The sequence below is a fragment of the uncultured Phascolarctobacterium sp. genome (assembly GCF_958349595.1).
In the GTDB taxonomy this organism is placed as follows: Bacteria; Bacillota; Negativicutes; order Acidaminococcales; family Acidaminococcaceae; genus Phascolarctobacterium.
On record NZ_CATWDQ010000008.1, the window covers coordinates 72,712 to 88,100 of the forward strand.

At 46.5% G+C, this 15,389-nt stretch carries 13 protein-coding genes; 8 read left to right on the forward strand and 5 right to left on the reverse strand.

Features of this window, described 5'->3' with window-relative positions; genetic code table 11:
* Positions 1-24: 24 nt before the first annotated feature.
* The 3 genes from Q4G98_RS07575 to Q4G98_RS07585 are packed head-to-tail and all read right to left on the reverse strand — an operon-like array spanning position 25 to position 2,286.
* Positions 25-453 (reverse strand): rhodanese-like domain-containing protein, encoded by a 429-nt coding sequence (locus tag Q4G98_RS07575; protein ID WP_301961916.1) that lies wholly within the window; start codon positions 451-453, stop codon positions 25-27.
* Positions 446-901, reverse strand: a complete 456-nt coding sequence (locus Q4G98_RS07580) for a helix-turn-helix domain-containing protein (protein WP_293545416.1) — start codon at positions 899-901, stop codon at positions 446-448. The genes Q4G98_RS07575 and Q4G98_RS07580 overlap by 8 nt, the downstream gene beginning before the upstream one ends.
* An 11-nt stretch (positions 902-912) precedes the next feature.
* Complete coding sequence (locus Q4G98_RS07585) at positions 913-2,286, reverse strand: FAD-dependent oxidoreductase (RefSeq protein ID WP_298563901.1); 1,374 nt, start codon at positions 2,284-2,286, stop codon at positions 913-915.
* Positions 2,287-2,449: 163 nt separating this feature from the next.
* Between Q4G98_RS07585 and Q4G98_RS07590 the strand changes: the two genes are divergently transcribed.
* From Q4G98_RS07590 to Q4G98_RS07600, 3 genes are read left to right on the forward strand one after another with little or no spacing between them, the layout of a single operon-like run.
* Complete coding sequence (locus Q4G98_RS07590; RefSeq protein WP_177561128.1) at positions 2,450-3,262, forward strand: HAD-IIA family hydrolase; 813 nt, start codon at positions 2,450-2,452, stop codon at positions 3,260-3,262.
* Positions 3,263-3,276: 14 nt separating this feature from the next.
* Positions 3,277-4,512, forward strand: a complete 1,236-nt coding sequence (locus tag Q4G98_RS07595; protein ID WP_177561127.1) for a Zn-dependent hydrolase — start codon at positions 3,277-3,279, stop codon at positions 4,510-4,512.
* A gap of 38 nt (positions 4,513-4,550) precedes the next feature.
* On the forward strand, positions 4,551-5,249 hold the full coding sequence (locus tag Q4G98_RS07600; RefSeq protein ID WP_298563905.1) for a phosphatase PAP2 family protein: 699 nt from the start codon (positions 4,551-4,553) through the stop codon (positions 5,247-5,249).
* A gap of 79 nt (positions 5,250-5,328) precedes the next feature.
* On the opposite strand, the gene Q4G98_RS07605 is transcribed toward Q4G98_RS07600, so the two are convergent.
* Positions 5,329-7,248, reverse strand: a complete 1,920-nt coding sequence (locus tag Q4G98_RS07605) for a bifunctional diguanylate cyclase/phosphodiesterase (protein ID WP_298563908.1) — start codon at positions 7,246-7,248, stop codon at positions 5,329-5,331.
* A 260-nt stretch (positions 7,249-7,508) separates the two neighbouring features.
* On the opposite strand from Q4G98_RS07605, the gene Q4G98_RS07610 reads away from it, so the two are divergent.
* The 5 genes from Q4G98_RS07610 (at position 7,509) to Q4G98_RS07630 (ending at position 13,367) form a co-directional block, all read left to right on the forward strand.
* The gene (locus tag Q4G98_RS07610; protein ID WP_177560882.1) at positions 7,509-8,222 is read left to right on the forward strand and encodes a TrmB family transcriptional regulator; all 714 of its coding nucleotides are present in this window, start codon (positions 7,509-7,511) and stop codon (positions 8,220-8,222) included.
* Positions 8,219-9,481: a diaminopimelate decarboxylase gene (locus Q4G98_RS07615; RefSeq protein WP_298563910.1), complete on the forward strand. Its 1,263-nt coding sequence runs from the start codon at positions 8,219-8,221 to the stop codon at positions 9,479-9,481. Before Q4G98_RS07610 ends, Q4G98_RS07615 begins: the two co-directional genes overlap by 4 nt.
* Before the next feature lie 97 nt (positions 9,482-9,578).
* Positions 9,579-10,805 carry a Xaa-Pro peptidase family protein gene (locus Q4G98_RS07620; RefSeq protein WP_298563913.1) on the forward strand — a complete coding sequence of 409 codons (1,227 nt, stop codon included), beginning with the start codon at positions 9,579-9,581 and terminating at the stop codon, positions 10,803-10,805.
* Between the two features lie 74 nt (positions 10,806-10,879).
* Positions 10,880-12,040: a M20 family metallopeptidase gene (locus tag Q4G98_RS07625; RefSeq protein WP_298563916.1), complete on the forward strand. Its 1,161-nt coding sequence runs from the start codon at positions 10,880-10,882 to the stop codon at positions 12,038-12,040.
* 169 nt (positions 12,041-12,209) lie between these two features.
* Positions 12,210-13,367, forward strand: a complete 1,158-nt coding sequence (locus Q4G98_RS07630; protein ID WP_298563918.1) for a M20 family metallopeptidase — start codon at positions 12,210-12,212, stop codon at positions 13,365-13,367.
* Between the two features lie 46 nt (positions 13,368-13,413).
* On the opposite strand, the gene hcp is transcribed toward Q4G98_RS07630, so the two are convergent.
* The gene (gene hcp, locus Q4G98_RS07635) at positions 13,414-15,057 is read right to left on the reverse strand and encodes a hydroxylamine reductase (RefSeq protein WP_298563920.1); all 1,644 of its coding nucleotides are present in this window, start codon (positions 15,055-15,057) and stop codon (positions 13,414-13,416) included.
* Positions 15,058-15,389 lie beyond the last annotated feature (332 nt).

Below are 15,389 nucleotides of genomic sequence, written 5' to 3' on the forward strand. Positions count from 1 at the left end.
ACTCGTCTTTTTTTGTACGCATTTTTATTTTTCCAAACCATAGGTCCAGCTGCTGATTGCACCCATATCATAAATCCTGTTATAACCTAATGCGATCAGGGTATCGGCTGCAATGGCGCTGCGTCTGCCGCTGCGGCAGTAAACAACTATTTCGGTATTTTTATCCTGCGGTAACTGGCCGGCTTTGGTTTTGATCTCGTCAAAAGGGATCAGGATACTGCCGGGAACATGGCCGGAGGCATATTCTTCTTTAGTGCGTACGTCGATAACAGTGAGCATATCGCCCTTATCCAGACGTGCTTTGACCTGGGCGGCAGTGATATTCTGATAATTTTCGCCTGCTGCCGCGGCGCTGTTTCGCCCCAAAGCCTGCAGAGGGCAGGCCCCTTTGCTGTAGAACCAGAAGCCGATGGCAGCGAGGATACAAAGTAGAAAGACAGACAGTTTACTCATCTTGATGCTCCTTTTCTTCAGCAGCTACTACTGCCAGCTGGTCGTCGGCAACAGTTTGCCGGCAATGCGGGCAGTAATACTGCGTTTTTACAGTATGGTTACAGTTTTTATGGACCAGGCGCTTGTAACAGGTGGTAAGGTGTTTTTCGCCCCACAGTACCAGGCTGTTGAAAACGATATTCAGATCTTCGCCGGCTGGCGTCAGCGTATAGCGGTAGCGGGGCGGATGTTTCTGATATAATTCGCTGCTGATCAGTCCGTCGGCTTCCAGCGCTTTCAGGCGGCTGGAAAGCAGATTGCTGGCGATCTGTCCTTCCAGACTGTCAGATATTTCCTTATAGGTCTGGTGTCCGCTCATGATGCCATGCAGAATGAGCAGGGACCATTTGTCGCCGATAATGTTGAGGGCCTGGGCGATATTACAGTGGAAAGGATATTGCTGGCTCATAAAGTACTCCTTCAATTTATAGTAACGAAAAGATCGTTTAAAAATTCGCTCATCGAGGGATGGATATAGATATTATCCCGCAAAAAAGTGTAGTCCAGATCGGCTTTCATTGCCATTTGGACGATATTGATGATTTCGTAAGCATTATTGCAGAAAAAGGCGGCGCCCAGGATCTTGTTGCTGTCAGCGTCCACAATGGCCTTCAGATAACCGGAAGTGCTGCCGAATAAACGGGCTCTGGGACTGGCTGCTTCGGCTATTTTGGCTACTTTGATCTTGTGCCCTGCCTGCAGGGCTTCTGTCTCATTCAGACCTACACGGGCAAAAACCGGGTCCAGAAACATCGAATAGGGGATTGGGCCGCGATTGGCGGCAGTACGTTTACCGTCGCCCCAAAGCTGGTCTTTGATGATGCGGGAGTCGTCCAGAGAGATGTAAGTGAACTGCAGACCGCCTTTGACATCGCCTAATGCCCAAATGTGGGGAACGCTGGTTTGTAAAAATTCATTGACGATGATTTCGCCGCGTTCGTTCATTTTGACGCCGGCTGCTTCCAGATCAAGCTCAGCAGTACTGGCTTTGCGGCCTGTCGCGATCAGGACAGCATCTGCCGGCAGTGTTACGTGGTCGCCGCTGCTGCGGTCAAGATAACCAACAGTAGTCTGATCGTTTTCATCTGTTATTTCTTTAACTTGTGCATTAAAAACAAGACGTATGCCCAAAGCTTCTAAGCGAGTCTGGATCACGTTAGCCATATCGCGGTCTTCGCGGGGAAGAAAGTCGGCCCCGTATTCCAGTACTGTGACCATAGAGCCGTAGTTAGCATACATGGCGGCAAATTCCAGACCGATATAGCCGCCGCCGACAATAATAAGCCGTTGGGGCAAAGTGTCAAGCTCCATTAAGGTTGTGCTGGTATAGACGCGGGAACTGGCCTGCAGTCCGGTGATCGGGGGGATAATTGTTTCGGAGCCGGTGTTGATAAAAATCTTTTCTCCGTATAAGGAAACAGTTTCTTCGGGCAGCTGCACTTCGACGGTATGGTCAGAAAGAAAACGGGCTGGCCCTGTATAAATATCGGCTGCCGCTGCGACGTTATCATAATTTTTCTGGCGTAAAAGCGCAGTCAAAGCATTTTTTTCGTGGATGGCAGCAGAGTAAAAGCTGTTTTTCTCTGCGTAGTCAGCCTGCGGGTTCTTTTTGGCGTCTGCGGCTGTATGGATAAGCTTTTTGGTAGGGATACAGCCAATATTGATGCAGGTACCGCCGTACATGAGCGGAGATTTTTCAATAAGGGCTACTTTCAGGCCTTTCTTGCCCATAGCTGTAGCTAAAGTTTTACCGCCTTTACCAAAGCCGATGATCAATGCGTCATATTTTTTCATAGTTGAAACACGCTCCTTTGCTGTTCTGTTTTTAGTTTATCACTGAAAGAATAAAAAAACAAGTAACTTTATAAAATAAAGTGTAAATAAAACAGGAAAAGTTTTACCTCTACAGTGAAATACTATATAATAAACATATGATTATGAATTATAGGAGCTTGAAATGACTGATCAAAAGCAATGTGCGAAACTTAAAAATATCAGGTGTTTTCTGTTTGATATGGATGGCACGATCAATTTGGGCAATACTCTGATCCCCGGGATGGATGTGTTTTTTCAAAAACTGCGCGCCGTAAAGCGCGATTTTTATCTGGTAACGAACAATTCGTCTAAGGGGCATGAGCATTATGTGGAAAAAATGGGGCGGATGGGGATACAGGTCACTCGTGATAATGTTTTGATATCCTCGGATGCTTTTGTTTATTATATGCAGCAGCTCCGGCCAGGGGCCAGGTTATTTGTTTTAGGGACGGAACAGCTGAAAAAAACTATTCGTGAGGCAGGCTTTACATTGACGACGACGCTGGAAGAAGGTGCTGATTTCGTTGTTGTGGGGTTTGATATGTCTTTGAATTATGAAACGCTGACTATTGCCTGCCGGCTTATTGACAGAGGCGTGCCTTATGTGGCAACGCATCCTGACGTACGCTGCCCGATTGAAGGCGGGGAATTCATTCCTGACTGCGGCGCTATGATCGAGCTGATCAAAACTGCTACCGGCAAGGCGCCGCAGCAGATTTTAGGCAAGCCGTATCATTATATGATCGATGTTATTACAGCCAGGACAGGCTATAAACGGGAAGAACTGGCCATGGTCGGCGACCGCTTATCGACAGATATTGCCTTTGGGCTCAATAACGATGTTTTATCGGTACTGGTTCTGACCGGTGAGGCAACTATGGCTGATGTAGAAAACGGCAGCATCAAGCCGGATATTATTTTGGAGCATGCGTCTGAAATAGCGGATTATTTTTAAAGTGAGAGATTTTTATGGCGATACAATGTGAACGGATCAAGAAGACGATAGCTGCTTTGGCAGCTTACGGAGCGTTGCCCGATGGTGGGACGACGCGTCTTTCCTATACGCCGGAATATCTGGCGGCGCAGGAGTTTTTAAAGCAGGAAATGCTGGCGGCAGGTATGCTGACAGAGATAGACCCGATCGGCAATCTGATTGGTTCCTATGTGGGCAGCAGTCCTGAACTGCCGGCAGTTATGAGCGGTTCACATCTTGATACCGTACCTGGCGGGGGTAATTTTGACGGGGCGCTGGGTATAGCGGCGGCTCTGGAATGTGTGCGCAGCTGGCAGGAAGAAGGTTACTGGCCGAAACGAACCGTGCAGGTCATTGCTACGGTGGAAGAAGAATGTACGGCTTTTGGCATGGCCTGCTTTGGCGTGCGTGTGCGCAGCGGTGAATTTAAACAGCAGCGGCCTGAGTCTATCACGCATTTATCAGGCGGATCTTTGGCCGAATGTCTGCAGGCGGCTAAACTGCCGCAAAGTGCGCTGCAGGATGCAGCAGTTGGGTTTCAGAAGCTGGCGGCTTTTGTGGAACTGCATATCGAGCAGGGAGCTGATTTGGCTGAACGTGGCCTGGCCTGCGGAGTGGTGACCGGTATCGTAGGGTACGATAGATTATTTCTGACTTTACAGGGCGAAGCCAATCATGCCGGTACTACAAGCATGAGACGCCGTAAAGATGCTTTGGCTGCTGCTGCGGAGGTAGTCCTGGGAGTGAAGGCGTTTGCGGAAGCTGATGACAGGTTCGTGGCGACTGTAGGGCAGCTCAGTGTCGAACCCAATGCAGTGAATATCGTGCCGGGGAAGGTGCAGCTGTCTATTGAAACCAGAGCAGCTGACGACAGGGTTTTAGCAGAGGTCCGCCAAAAGCTGACAGGCTTATTGAAGCAGATTGCGGCTAAAAGCGGTATTGTGATCACACAGGACAACGATTTTCATGTGGCTGCAGTGCCGTTATCAGAGCAGGTCGTAAAAATTATTGAGCGGTCTGCGGCTGAATGCGGTGTAGACTGTCAGCTTATGCCCAGCTGGGCCGGTCATGACGCGCAGATCTTTGCAGCGGGCGGTGTGCCGACGGGGATGATTTTCGTACCGAGTATCAATGGTATCAGTCATGCCAGGGAAGAACGCAGCGATTTTCAGGCTGTTACTCAGGCGGTGCAGGTATTGGAAAAAACTTTAAAGACTTTAGCGGAAGTCTGAAATATACATAACTGAAGGGTTAGGAAAGTGAGGCAGTGATGAGTAATCTGCGGGACGCCATTGTACGTATGGCTTTACGGCGCCCTTATCTGTATTTGCTGGTTACTTTGGTCATCAGTATCTTACTGATGGAAGTGCTGGTAGAAATAGCTGAGCATACTTTTATCAAGCCGGAATTACAGCAGCTGGAGCTGCAGTTTATTGCTTATGTACAGCAGTTTGTTACACCGGCGCTGACCGTAGAGGTGATGCTCATTACGGCCAGCGGTTCCAGTACCTTTTATCTTCTGGCCAGCGCCCTTGTCTGTTGTTGGTATTTATACAGCAGACAGAGAGACAGATTTTATCTTTATATAGTTTGCTTATGCGGCGGCGGTATTTTAAATCAGGTATTGAAGCGCATTTTTGAACGTGTCCGGCCCGATATTTTTCCTGTGATTGCGGAAAGTGGTTATAGCTTTCCCAGTGGGCATGCCATGGGGGCAATTTGTTTTTATGGTATCCTGGCCTATTTTGCAGGCTTGGGCCTGCGCAGTAAACCGCTGCGCTGGGGATTGATGACTGCGGCAGGACTTTATATCCTGCTTATTGGGTTGAGCCGTGTTTATCTGGGTGTGCATTATCCAACGGATGTTTTAGCCGGTTATGCGGCCGGGGCGACCTGGTTGTTTTTCTGCATTACTCTACATCGTATTTTTAGAAGGAACGATCATAACGGTCAATTACCGCCGCAGTAAAAGGTTTGGTGACTTTATTCATATAAAATAGCCTGTGCATTTAATGCACAGGCTATTTTATATGAATGTAAATTGATGTTCAGTTGTTTTGCAGGGTCCAGTCTTCTGTAATAAAAAATTCTGCTTCAGATTGAACGGCTGTTTCTTTTATATCGTATTCTTTATTCAGTATTTGTTCAAAATTATCTTCAGGAAGCGGTCTGTAGAAAAAATAGCCCTGGATCATATTACAGTTAACGGCTTTCAGGAAGTCTACCTGTTCTGCAGTTTCAATGCCCTCGGCCACGGTCCTGATGCCCAGTTTATTGACGAGATCGATAATACCTTTGATGACGATATTGTCTTTTTCCTTATGGACGCTTTCTTTGAAAAAGCTCTGATCGATCTTCAGCACATCGATAGGAATATTTTTCAAAAGACTTAAAGAAGAAAAACCGGTACCAAAGTCGTCGATAGAAATCAAAAAGCCTTTGCTTTTCAGTTCAGTAACTATTTTTTCAAGAAAGAACACATTATCAAAAGCGATGGATTCAGTTATTTCTATTTCTAAAAGGTTATCCGGGATACGGAATTTGTTTTTGATATCTTCATAGGTTTTGACGAAATCCGAGTTATAAAACTGCAGGCGGGAAACATTGACAGAAATAGTATTGACCGGCAGATCGGCATCGAGGCGCCGGCGGATAAACGCACAGACTTTTTTTAAGACGTATTGATCAAGAGATGAGATCAGGTATTTCTTTTCAAAAACAGGAATAAATTTATCGGGCGGGATGATCAGATTGTCATCGGTCTGCCAGCGTACCAGTGCTTCTGCCTGTGTTGCCAGACCTGTTTTTAAGTCTACCTTGGGCTGATAATATACAAGAAATTCCTCGTTTTCCAGTGCTTTCAGCATCCTGTTTTCGATAGATTTTTCGTACCGCAGCTGTTTACGGATGCTTTCGTCATAAATGGCATATTTCCTGTGGAGGCCTGTTTTAACAGTTTTACGGGCATAATTGGCACGGTCTAAAATTCCTTCTATCTGCAGGTCTTCTTCCAGATCATTGAGATAACAAATGCCGCATTGTACGGAAACTGCCTGGCCTCCATGCATATCATGCATGAATTCCGTTATTTTGATGTCTACCTGCTGCTGTCTTAGCATGATGTCGTTTTTCTCATTATAGTAACGCAGAATAACAAAGTTATCGGCGGAAACACGTCCCAACAATTCTTCTGGGCGCAATTCGCTGCTGATGATGGCGGCGTAATTAATGAGAATATCGTCGCCATATTTGTAGCCAAAGACATCATTGATATATTTGAAATCAGCAAAATCAACATAAGTCAGCGCATAGTTTTTATCGCTGCTGTTAAGTATTTTTTGAGCTTTTTTCTTAAAGGTTTCAAAATTATAAGCACCGGTAAGCGGATCTTTTGTAGTTATATCGTAAAGTGTTTTGTTGCTGCTTTCCAGTGAATATAATTTTCTCAGATACACCATGAATAGTGCGATCCACATGATGATGATGCCTGCCAGCATCAAAGCTGACAGGAGCGTCAGCTGATGGCTTTTGGCGGTAGTGTAATTGTCGGCGGCGAAAACGGTATTATTGGCGACTTCAAAATGAAATTCGCTGTCCTGCAGCAGCGCCGGCGAAGCAGCAGGATTGAGCCGTATGGCATAAATATCGTTTTTTACCCGATGCCAGAGCAGTTTGAGGGAAGCAAACTGGCTTTTATATTCGGCATCAGTTATTTTTACCAGCTGATATTTACCATCATTGTTATTAAGGTCATAAATAATGTCATCCAGATAGGCAATAAGCTCGTCGTTGTGGTGATGCTGTAATTCAAGCTTGACCAGACGCTGGGTCGCGCCCCGGACGATACCAAGATAATTGATGAGCGTGCCGTAGGATTGGACTTTGCTGATCGAATAAACTGTAAAACTGCCGACAAATATCGAAAGCAGAAATAAAACCAGAACGCTTATTTTTCCTAATTTTTTCAAGGGAATCAACTCCGGAAATAATTTCGAAAATTCAAATAATTATAGATTTAAATGTCATTTATATAATCTTATAATATCTAAAGTTAAAATACAAGATAATAAAACTTAAATATAGAAAATAATTTTTGGTTGATGGCAATACTGTATTATAAAATAGAGATATGTAAATGAATTTTTCTTTGAGAAAAATATAAGTTAGCCTTGACAAACTTATAAAAATCGCTTATAGTGTTCTTGTATAGGAACAATGAAGGTGAAATATGGATATTATTGAAAAACTTACTTATTTTAATCTGACCAGGCAGGAAGCTACGCTGTATTTGACTCTGCTGGCGGAAGGACGTCTGACCGGTTACGAAGCAACAAAGCTGACGGGTATTTCCCGGTCTAATACTTATACGGCGCTGGCAGGTCTGGTAGAAAAAGGCGCTGCTTATGTGTTGGAGGATAAGGCTACAAGATATACGCCGGTGCCATTGGACGAGTTCTGTGAAAACAGGGTAAGACGGCTGCAGGAACTGAAAGAGGAACTGCTGCAGGAGCTTCCCAGTACATCGCAAAGCGTTGATGGTTATATTACGATCAAGGGCGCGACTGAGATCATCAATAAGCTGAAAAATACTATTGTCAAGGCAAAAGCCCGCATTTATGTTTCGGCAACAGGTTCTGCTATCGAAGCTTTGCGCGGTGAATTGACTGAGGCGGTAGGGCGCGGATTAAAAGTGGTCGTTATCACTGGCAGACCGTTTGTTTTAGAGGGTGCGATCATTTATTATGCGCATAAGCCTAATAGCCAGATTCGCCTGATCGCCGATTCACAGGAAGTTTTGACGGGAGATCTGGCTGATGGCAACAGTTCGACCTGTTTATATTCCAGCAAACAGAATCTGGTAGATTTATTTAAGGATGCCCTGAAAAATGAAATAAAATTGATAGAATTGCTTCCCGAAGTGGAGAAAGGTGAGAAAGAATGAGTAAAAAACCCTTTGTAACTAAAGAAAAATTGGATGAGATCGCTGCACAGTACGCCACACCGTTTTATTTATATGATGAAGCGGCTATTCGCGAAACGGCACGCCGAGTAAATAAAGCCTTTGCCTGGAATCAGGGGTTCAAAGAATATTTTGCCGTCAAGGCTACTCCTAACCCGGCAATATTGAAAATATTGCATGAAGAAGGCTGCGGTGCAGATTGTTCTTCGTATACGGAGCTGTTGATGGCGGATGCGGTCGGCTTCAAAGGCGACGAAATCATGTTTTCCTCCAATGCTACGCCGGCAGAGGATTTTCAGCTGGCCCGGCAATTGAATGTAACTATCAATCTGGATGATATCACCCATATTGATTTTCTGGAAAAAGTGGCTGATATACCTGATACGGTCAGCTGCCGCTATAATCCTGGCGGGCATTTTGCTATTGCTAATAATATTATGGATAATCCCGGCGATGCCAAATATGGCATGACCAGGGAGCAAATGACAGAAGCTTATAAAATCCTTTTGAGTAAAGGTGTCAAACATTTTGGCATGCACGCTTTTCTGGCCAGCAATACCGTGACTAATGATTATTATCCGGAACTGGCACGGATCTTGTTCCAGGTCGCTGTTGAATTGAAGGAAGAGACCGGAGCGCATATCGAATTTATCAATCTGTCCGGTGGTGTCGGTATTCCCTATCGTCCCGATCAGGAAGGCAATGATATCATGGTTATCGGCACAGGCGTACGTCAGGCTTTTGAGGATATCCTGGTGCCGGCCGGCATGGGAGACGTAAAAATTTTTACAGAGATGGGACGTTATATGCTGGCTCCCTATGGGGCGTTGGTTGCTAAAGCGATCCACGTTAAGCATACCTATAAAGAATATATCGGACTGGACGCCTGCGCGGCCAATCTGATGCGTCCTGCCATGTACGGGTCTTATCATCATATTACCGTCATGGGCAAGGAAGACGCTCCCTGTGATCATAAATATGATATTACCGGCGGTTTGTGTGAGAATAACGACAAATTTGCTATCGACAGGATGCTGCCGGAAATCAATATCGGCGACTTGCTCTTTATTCATGACGCAGGGGCACATGGATTTGCCATGGGGTACAATTATAACGGCAAGCTGCGCAGCGCGGAAGTGCTGTTGAAGGAAGATGGCAGTACGGAACTGATCCGTCGTGCGGAGACTCCGGCAGATTATTTTGCAACTTTTGATTTTACAGGATTATTTAAAAATATATAGGCTAAATGAGGGGAAACAGGGCTGATATTTAATATCGGCCCTGTTTCATTATTTATGGTAAGATAATAGGAGATACTTTTTTTAAAGGAGTGAAACAATGACTATTTTAGAGCATGAGATCATGATGACAGAACAGCTGCGGCGTGTGCCTGCTGATGAGCTGCAGGCACGTCTGCACAAATTCCGTACGGTCATGGACAGAGAGTTCCCCGGCTGGGAAATAGCCATCGTCAACCATAAAGTCAATATGTATTATTTTGCCGGTACGATGCAGGACGGTGTGCTGGTCATCAGGCCGCAGGATGAGATCTTGTGGGTGCGTCGCAGCTATGAACGCGCCTGTAACGAATCACTGCTGAAGGATATCCGGCCGATGAAAAGTTTTCGCACTTTGGCGGAGTTTTATCAGCCACTGCCGGCTAAGGTATATTTGGAAGCCAGGACGGCGACGCTGGAATGGCAGCAGCTGTTGTACAAATATTTGCCTTTTGCCGCTGTGGCAGGTATGGACAGTGTGATCAGTGAATTGCGCCTGCTGAAAAGCCCCTATGAACTGGCGCTGATGAAAAAATCCGGTTCTATCCACCGGACTGTTTTAGATGAACTGGCGCCGCGTTTTATCATACAGGGTGTGAGCGAGGCAGAGCTGGCAGTCAATCTGTATGCAGAAATGCTGCGCCGTGGCTCGCATGGAGTAGCACGTTTTAATTTGCCTTTAGGGGAGGACGTTGTAGGACTGGCGTCTTTTGGTAAAAGCGGGCTGGTAAAAACAGCTTTCGACGGACCTGGCGGTACCGGCGGAACTTGTGTCGCTGTGCAGTCGATCGGCTCTGCTTTTCGCAAGCTGCAGGCAGGGCGTTTGGTGTATCTGGATATTCCCTGCGGTGTGGACGGTTACCATACGGATAAAACCGTAGTTTATTATTATGGGGATCTAGATGAAGATCCCTTCAGGGATAAAATCAAAGCTGCTTATGAGCACTGTGTCTTTCTGGAGGAATTGACAGCTTCGCTGCTGCGTCCGGGAATGGTGATCGAAGATATTTACCGGCAGGTAATGGAGCAGTTTGACCCGCAGTATGCAGATGGTTTTATGAACGGCGGTAAGTTTTTAGGACACAGTATCGGATTGGTAATGGACGAATCACCAGCACTGGCCAAGGGCTTCAAAGGTGAGCTGGAAGCGGGTATGGTTTTCGCAGTGGAGCCTAAGATAGCTTTAGCCGGTATCGGGATGGTCGGTACAGAGAATACGTATCTTGTAACGGCAGGCGGCGCAAAATCGCTGACAGGGAAGCCGCAGCCGCTGCGCTGTATTATATAAGTATTTTTGCTGGCAGGAAAAAACGGCTGCAAAGCGAATAAAGTAAAGATAACATTGAAAACAGGAGCAAAAAAATGGAAAATAAAATTTTAGAGCAAATCAAAAATTCAGAAGCTGACATGCTGGGTACTTTAGAAAAGCTAGTCAATATCGATTCCGGGTACGATGCCATAGAGGGGACTGCTGAAATTGCCCATATCGTAGGTGATTTTTTGAAGCCGTATGGCTTTGAAGTACAGTATCTCGAAACGCCGAACGCGCCTACGCATGTGCTGGCTAAACGTCCGCGTCCCGGCAAGAAGAAGGTTATGCTGATGGGACATATGGATACGGTCTTCGCTAAAGGTACAGCAGCAGCGCGTCCTTTCAAAGTGGCAGACGGCAAAGCCTATGGCCCCGGCGTTATGGATATGAAGGCAGGTATCGTGCTCTCACTCTATACAGTTAAAGCCTTGCTGGATAACGGCTGGGATGATACTGACCTTACTTTGTTTTTCTGCGGCGATGAGGAACTGGCGCATCCGCTGACTGACGCTGTAGAATGGTTCAAAAAAGAAGGCTTGGGCAAAGATGCCGTTTTCAATATGGAACCCGGTCGTGAAGATGGCAGCGTCGTTATTGGGCGCAAAGGCGTTATCCGTCCGGTATTGACTGTCCGGGGGATTGCCGCCCATGCCGGCAACGAACCTGAAAAAGGCGCCAGTGCTGTTTTAGAGCTGTGCCATAAAACTATTGCTTTACACGCGCTGACTGATTTAGAAGTTGGCACGACTTATAACGTAGGCGTTTTTAATGGCGGCAGTCTGGCAAATATTGTTGCCGACCACGCGGAAGCACGTGTTGATATCAGATTCAAGACAGCTGAAGAAGCTGAAAAAGCAATAAAAAATGTAGAAGCGGTCGCAGCCAAAACTTATGTGGACAAGACAACGACTACTGTAACAGAAAACCGAATCGAGTTTATGCCTCTGGAAACTACTGCGGGCGTACAAAAGCTGTATGGTCATTTGGCAAAGCAGGCTGAGAAGCTTGGTTTGCCTGTGCCGGGAGCCTTGTATGTAGGCGGCAGTGCTGATTCTGCCTGGACGGCTATGGTCGGTGCGCCGACTTTATGCGGCATGGGTCCGCAGGCTGTAGGGGCGCACAGTAATAATGAGTACTTATTCGTGCCGTCGATGACGGAAAGGGCCCAGCTCCTGGCAATGTGTATCATGCATCTGGAAGAAATGCAGTAATAAGCTGTTAAAAAACAGTATGGGATTTGATCCCATACTGTTTTTTATTTTAACGACTATTTATAAATTTTCTGAAATTATGATTTTTTATGAGCGAAAAGCAGGAGAAAACAGATAGAAAGCGAATAATATAAAAATTATACTTGTATTTATGCAGAGGAGAAGTTTGATGAAAGAGAATATTTTAAAACAAATCAGGGGTTCAGAGCAGGTGATGCTGCAATTACTGGAAGAATTGGTGAATATTGATTCAGGTGCCGACGCTTTGGAGGGTATAAACGCAGTAGCACAGAAAATAGGCGCTTTTTTGGCAGAACTGGGGTTTACGGTAGAATATCTGGAAACCGAGGGTGCGCCTGTGCAGCTGCTGGCGAAGAAACCGCAGCCCGGTAAAAAGCAGGTGCTGTTTTCAGGACACATGGATACGGTGTTCAACAAAGGTACAGTAGCAGCCCGTCCGTTCAGGCTGGAAAACGGCAGAGCCTACGGACCGGGCGTACTGGATATGAAGGGTGGCCTGGTCATGGCTTTGTATGTGATCAAGGCACTGTTGGAGAATGGCTGGCAGGATACGGATCTGACTGTTTTGCTGTGTGGCGATGAAGAAATGTCACATCCGCTGACAGACGCTGTGGAGCAGTTCAAAAAAGCCGGCGCCGGCAAGGATGCTGTTTTTAATCTGGAGTTCGGACGTGTTGACGGCAGCGTCGTTACAGGACGTAAAGGTACTACCAGACCGACGCTGGTAGTGGAAGGCATTGCCGCACACTCCGGTAACGAGCCGGAAAAGGGGGCCAGCGCCATTTTAGAGCTGGCCCGGAAAACTGTGGCTATCCATGCGCTCAACAATTTTGAACTGGGCACGACCTATAATGTGGGTGTGTTTAACGGCGGCACTATGGCCAATATCATTGCTGATAAAGCGATCGGCGAGGTAGATGTACGTTTTAAGACGATAGCCGAAGCGGAAAAATCTATCGCCGATGTACAGCGGATCGTTGAAACTAATTATGTGCCTAATACCAAAACTACGGTAACGGGCAATGTGATCAAGTTCATGCCCTTTGAAACTACGCCCGGAGTACAGCGGCTGTATGAACACTATGCCAGCCGGGCAGCGGCACTGGGGCTGCCCAAGCCGGGTCAGCAGTATGTGGGCGGCGCTTCTGACGCCTGCTGGCCGGCACTGACAGGCGCGCCGACTTTGTGCGGCGTAGGTCCCTGCGGTATTGGCGCTCATAGTGACAGCGAGTATATCGAGGTAGCGAGCTTAACGGAAAGGGCCCTGCTTTTGGCAAGCTGTATTATGGAACTGGATAAATTATAAGCAAAAAGACGAGTCGATAAGACTCGTCTTTTATTTTAAGTATGGTTTAGTTTTTTCCAAAAAATATTTCCAAATCGCTATCTACATCAGAGATCCCGGCAATACCAAAGGTTTCAACTAAGACTTTGGCAACGTTAGGCGAGAGAAAGGCTGGCAGAGTAGGACCGAGATGAATATTTTTGACGCCGAGGGCAAGCAGTGCCAGAAGAACGATAACAGCTTTTTGTTCGTACCAGGCGATATTATAAACAATAGGCAGCTGGTTGATATCAGCCAGGCCAAAAACTTCTTGCAGCTTGAGCGCGATTAGTGCCAGTGAATAGGAGTCGTTGCATTGGCCTGCGTCTAAAACACGGGGGATTCCGCCGATGTCTCCGAGCGGCAGCTTATTATATTTGTATTTGGCGCAGCCGGCGGTCAGGATAACAGTATCCTGCGGCAGGGCTTTGGCGAAATCAGTATAGTAATTACGGGAGGGGCTGCGTCCGTCACAGCCTGCCATAACGACAAATTTTTTGATGCTGCCGCTTTTGACTGCGTCAACGATTTTATCTGCCAGAGCGAGGACCTGATGATGTGCAAACCCGCCTACAAGTTCGCCGCTTTCCAGCTGAGTTGGCGGCGGGCACTTTTTAGCATGTTCGATAAGAGCAGAGAAATCTTTCTTTTCTCCAATTTCACCGGCAATATGTTTGCAGCCGGAAAAACCTGCCGAGCCGGTAGTATAGACACGGTCTTTATAGCTGTCCTTGGGCGGCACGAGACAATTGGTAGTCAGAAGGATCGGACCGTTGAAGGCTTCGAATTCTTCTTTTTGTTTCCACCAGGCGTTGCCGTAGTTGCCTGCAAAATGAGGATATTTTTTGAAGGCTGGATAATAGTGCGCAGGCAGCATTTCAGAATGGGTATAAACATCAACGCCAGTGTTTGCAGTTTGTTCCAGCAGCATTTCCAAATCACGCAGGTCGTGTCCGGAAATAAGGATCGCGGGATTGCTTCTGACGCCAAGCTCAACTTTTGTGATCTCAGGATTGCCATAAGTTGAAGTGTTGGCAGTATCAAGCAGAGCCATGACTTTGACGCCAAAGCTGCCAGTTTCCAAGACCAGGGCCGTCAGGTCATCGGCAGTCAAACTGTCGTCTAAGGTTTTTGCTAAAGCCTGCTGCAAGAAAGCATCAATAGCTGCATCGGCGTAGCCCAGAACGTTAGCGTGCTTGTTATAAGCAGCCATACCCTTTAAGCCGTAGAGCATCAGCTCGCGCAGACTGCGCAGGTCTTCGTTTTCGGTAGTCAGAACACCGACGGCAGCTGCTTTTAAAGTTCTTTCTTCTGCCGTACGATATTGCCAGACTGCGGCGGCGCTCAGTTCTGTAGTATCATGGAGCTGCTCAAGCAGTTCGTCACGGCTGGACAGAGTCTCGTTGATTCTGTCGATGAAACGGTTATCATCAAAATTGGCATTAGTGATTGTCATAAACAGGTTAGTGGTGATCAGACGGTCAACAGCTGCCGGTATTGCTTTGCCTTCTGCCCGCAGGCGGGTAGTTATTTCAGAAAGTCCTTTAGTTACATAGATCAGCAGATCCTGCAGATTGGCAGTTTGAGGTTTTTTACCGCAGACCCCTCCAAACATACAACCTTTATTGCCGGCTGTTTCCTGACATTGAAAACAAAACATTTTCGGTTCCATAATATCACTCCTTATAATGCTGGAGATTTTCTTCTCCGTTATTTGGGCCGTTGATATAACGGCAGAGCAGACGATTGCTTCTTTCATGTTTATGATATTATAATTGCCATTTAAAGTAAGTTGTATTTACAACGAAAATAGATTTCTTTAGTACCAAAATAGTTGTTTAAAAAAAATAGGCTGCTGCTTGCTATTATAGAAAGTATTAGAAAATTACCACCGCTGGCTTAGCCAACGGTGGTAATTTTTTTAGCACTGTTGCCTGTATGTGCTGAGGTCAGCAAATAGCGGGCGGACAGCTTGCTGGCCGACTGCGTACTGGTTAACGCGGC

Excerpts from the sequence above, each read along its gene's own strand:
- Q4G98_RS07580 (WP_293545416.1), bottom strand. The coding sequence starts at position 901 with ATGAGCCAGCAATATCCTTTCCACTGTAATATCGCCCAGGCCCTCAAC.
- Q4G98_RS07585 (WP_298563901.1), bottom strand. The coding sequence starts at position 2,286 with ATGAAAAAATATGACGCATTGATCATCGGCTTTGGTAAAGGCGGTAAA.
- Q4G98_RS07620 (WP_298563913.1), top strand. The coding sequence starts at position 9,579 with ATGACTATTTTAGAGCATGAGATCATGATGACAGAACAGCTGCGGCGT.
- hcp (WP_298563920.1), bottom strand. The coding sequence starts at position 15,057 with ATGGAACCGAAAATGTTTTGTTTTCAATGTCAGGAAACAGCCGGCAAT.
- Q4G98_RS07575 (WP_301961916.1), bottom strand. The coding sequence starts at position 453 with ATGAGTAAACTGTCTGTCTTTCTACTTTGTATCCTCGCTGCCATCGGC.
- Q4G98_RS07600 (WP_298563905.1), top strand. The coding sequence starts at position 4,551 with ATGAGTAATCTGCGGGACGCCATTGTACGTATGGCTTTACGGCGCCCT.
- Q4G98_RS07610 (WP_177560882.1), top strand. The coding sequence starts at position 7,509 with ATGGATATTATTGAAAAACTTACTTATTTTAATCTGACCAGGCAGGAA.
- Q4G98_RS07630 (WP_298563918.1), top strand. The coding sequence starts at position 12,210 with ATGAAAGAGAATATTTTAAAACAAATCAGGGGTTCAGAGCAGGTGATG.
- Q4G98_RS07615 (WP_298563910.1), top strand. The coding sequence starts at position 8,219 with ATGAGTAAAAAACCCTTTGTAACTAAAGAAAAATTGGATGAGATCGCT.
- Q4G98_RS07625 (WP_298563916.1), top strand. The coding sequence starts at position 10,880 with ATGGAAAATAAAATTTTAGAGCAAATCAAAAATTCAGAAGCTGACATG.
- Q4G98_RS07595 (WP_177561127.1), top strand. The coding sequence starts at position 3,277 with ATGGCGATACAATGTGAACGGATCAAGAAGACGATAGCTGCTTTGGCA.
- Q4G98_RS07590 (WP_177561128.1), top strand. The coding sequence starts at position 2,450 with ATGACTGATCAAAAGCAATGTGCGAAACTTAAAAATATCAGGTGTTTT.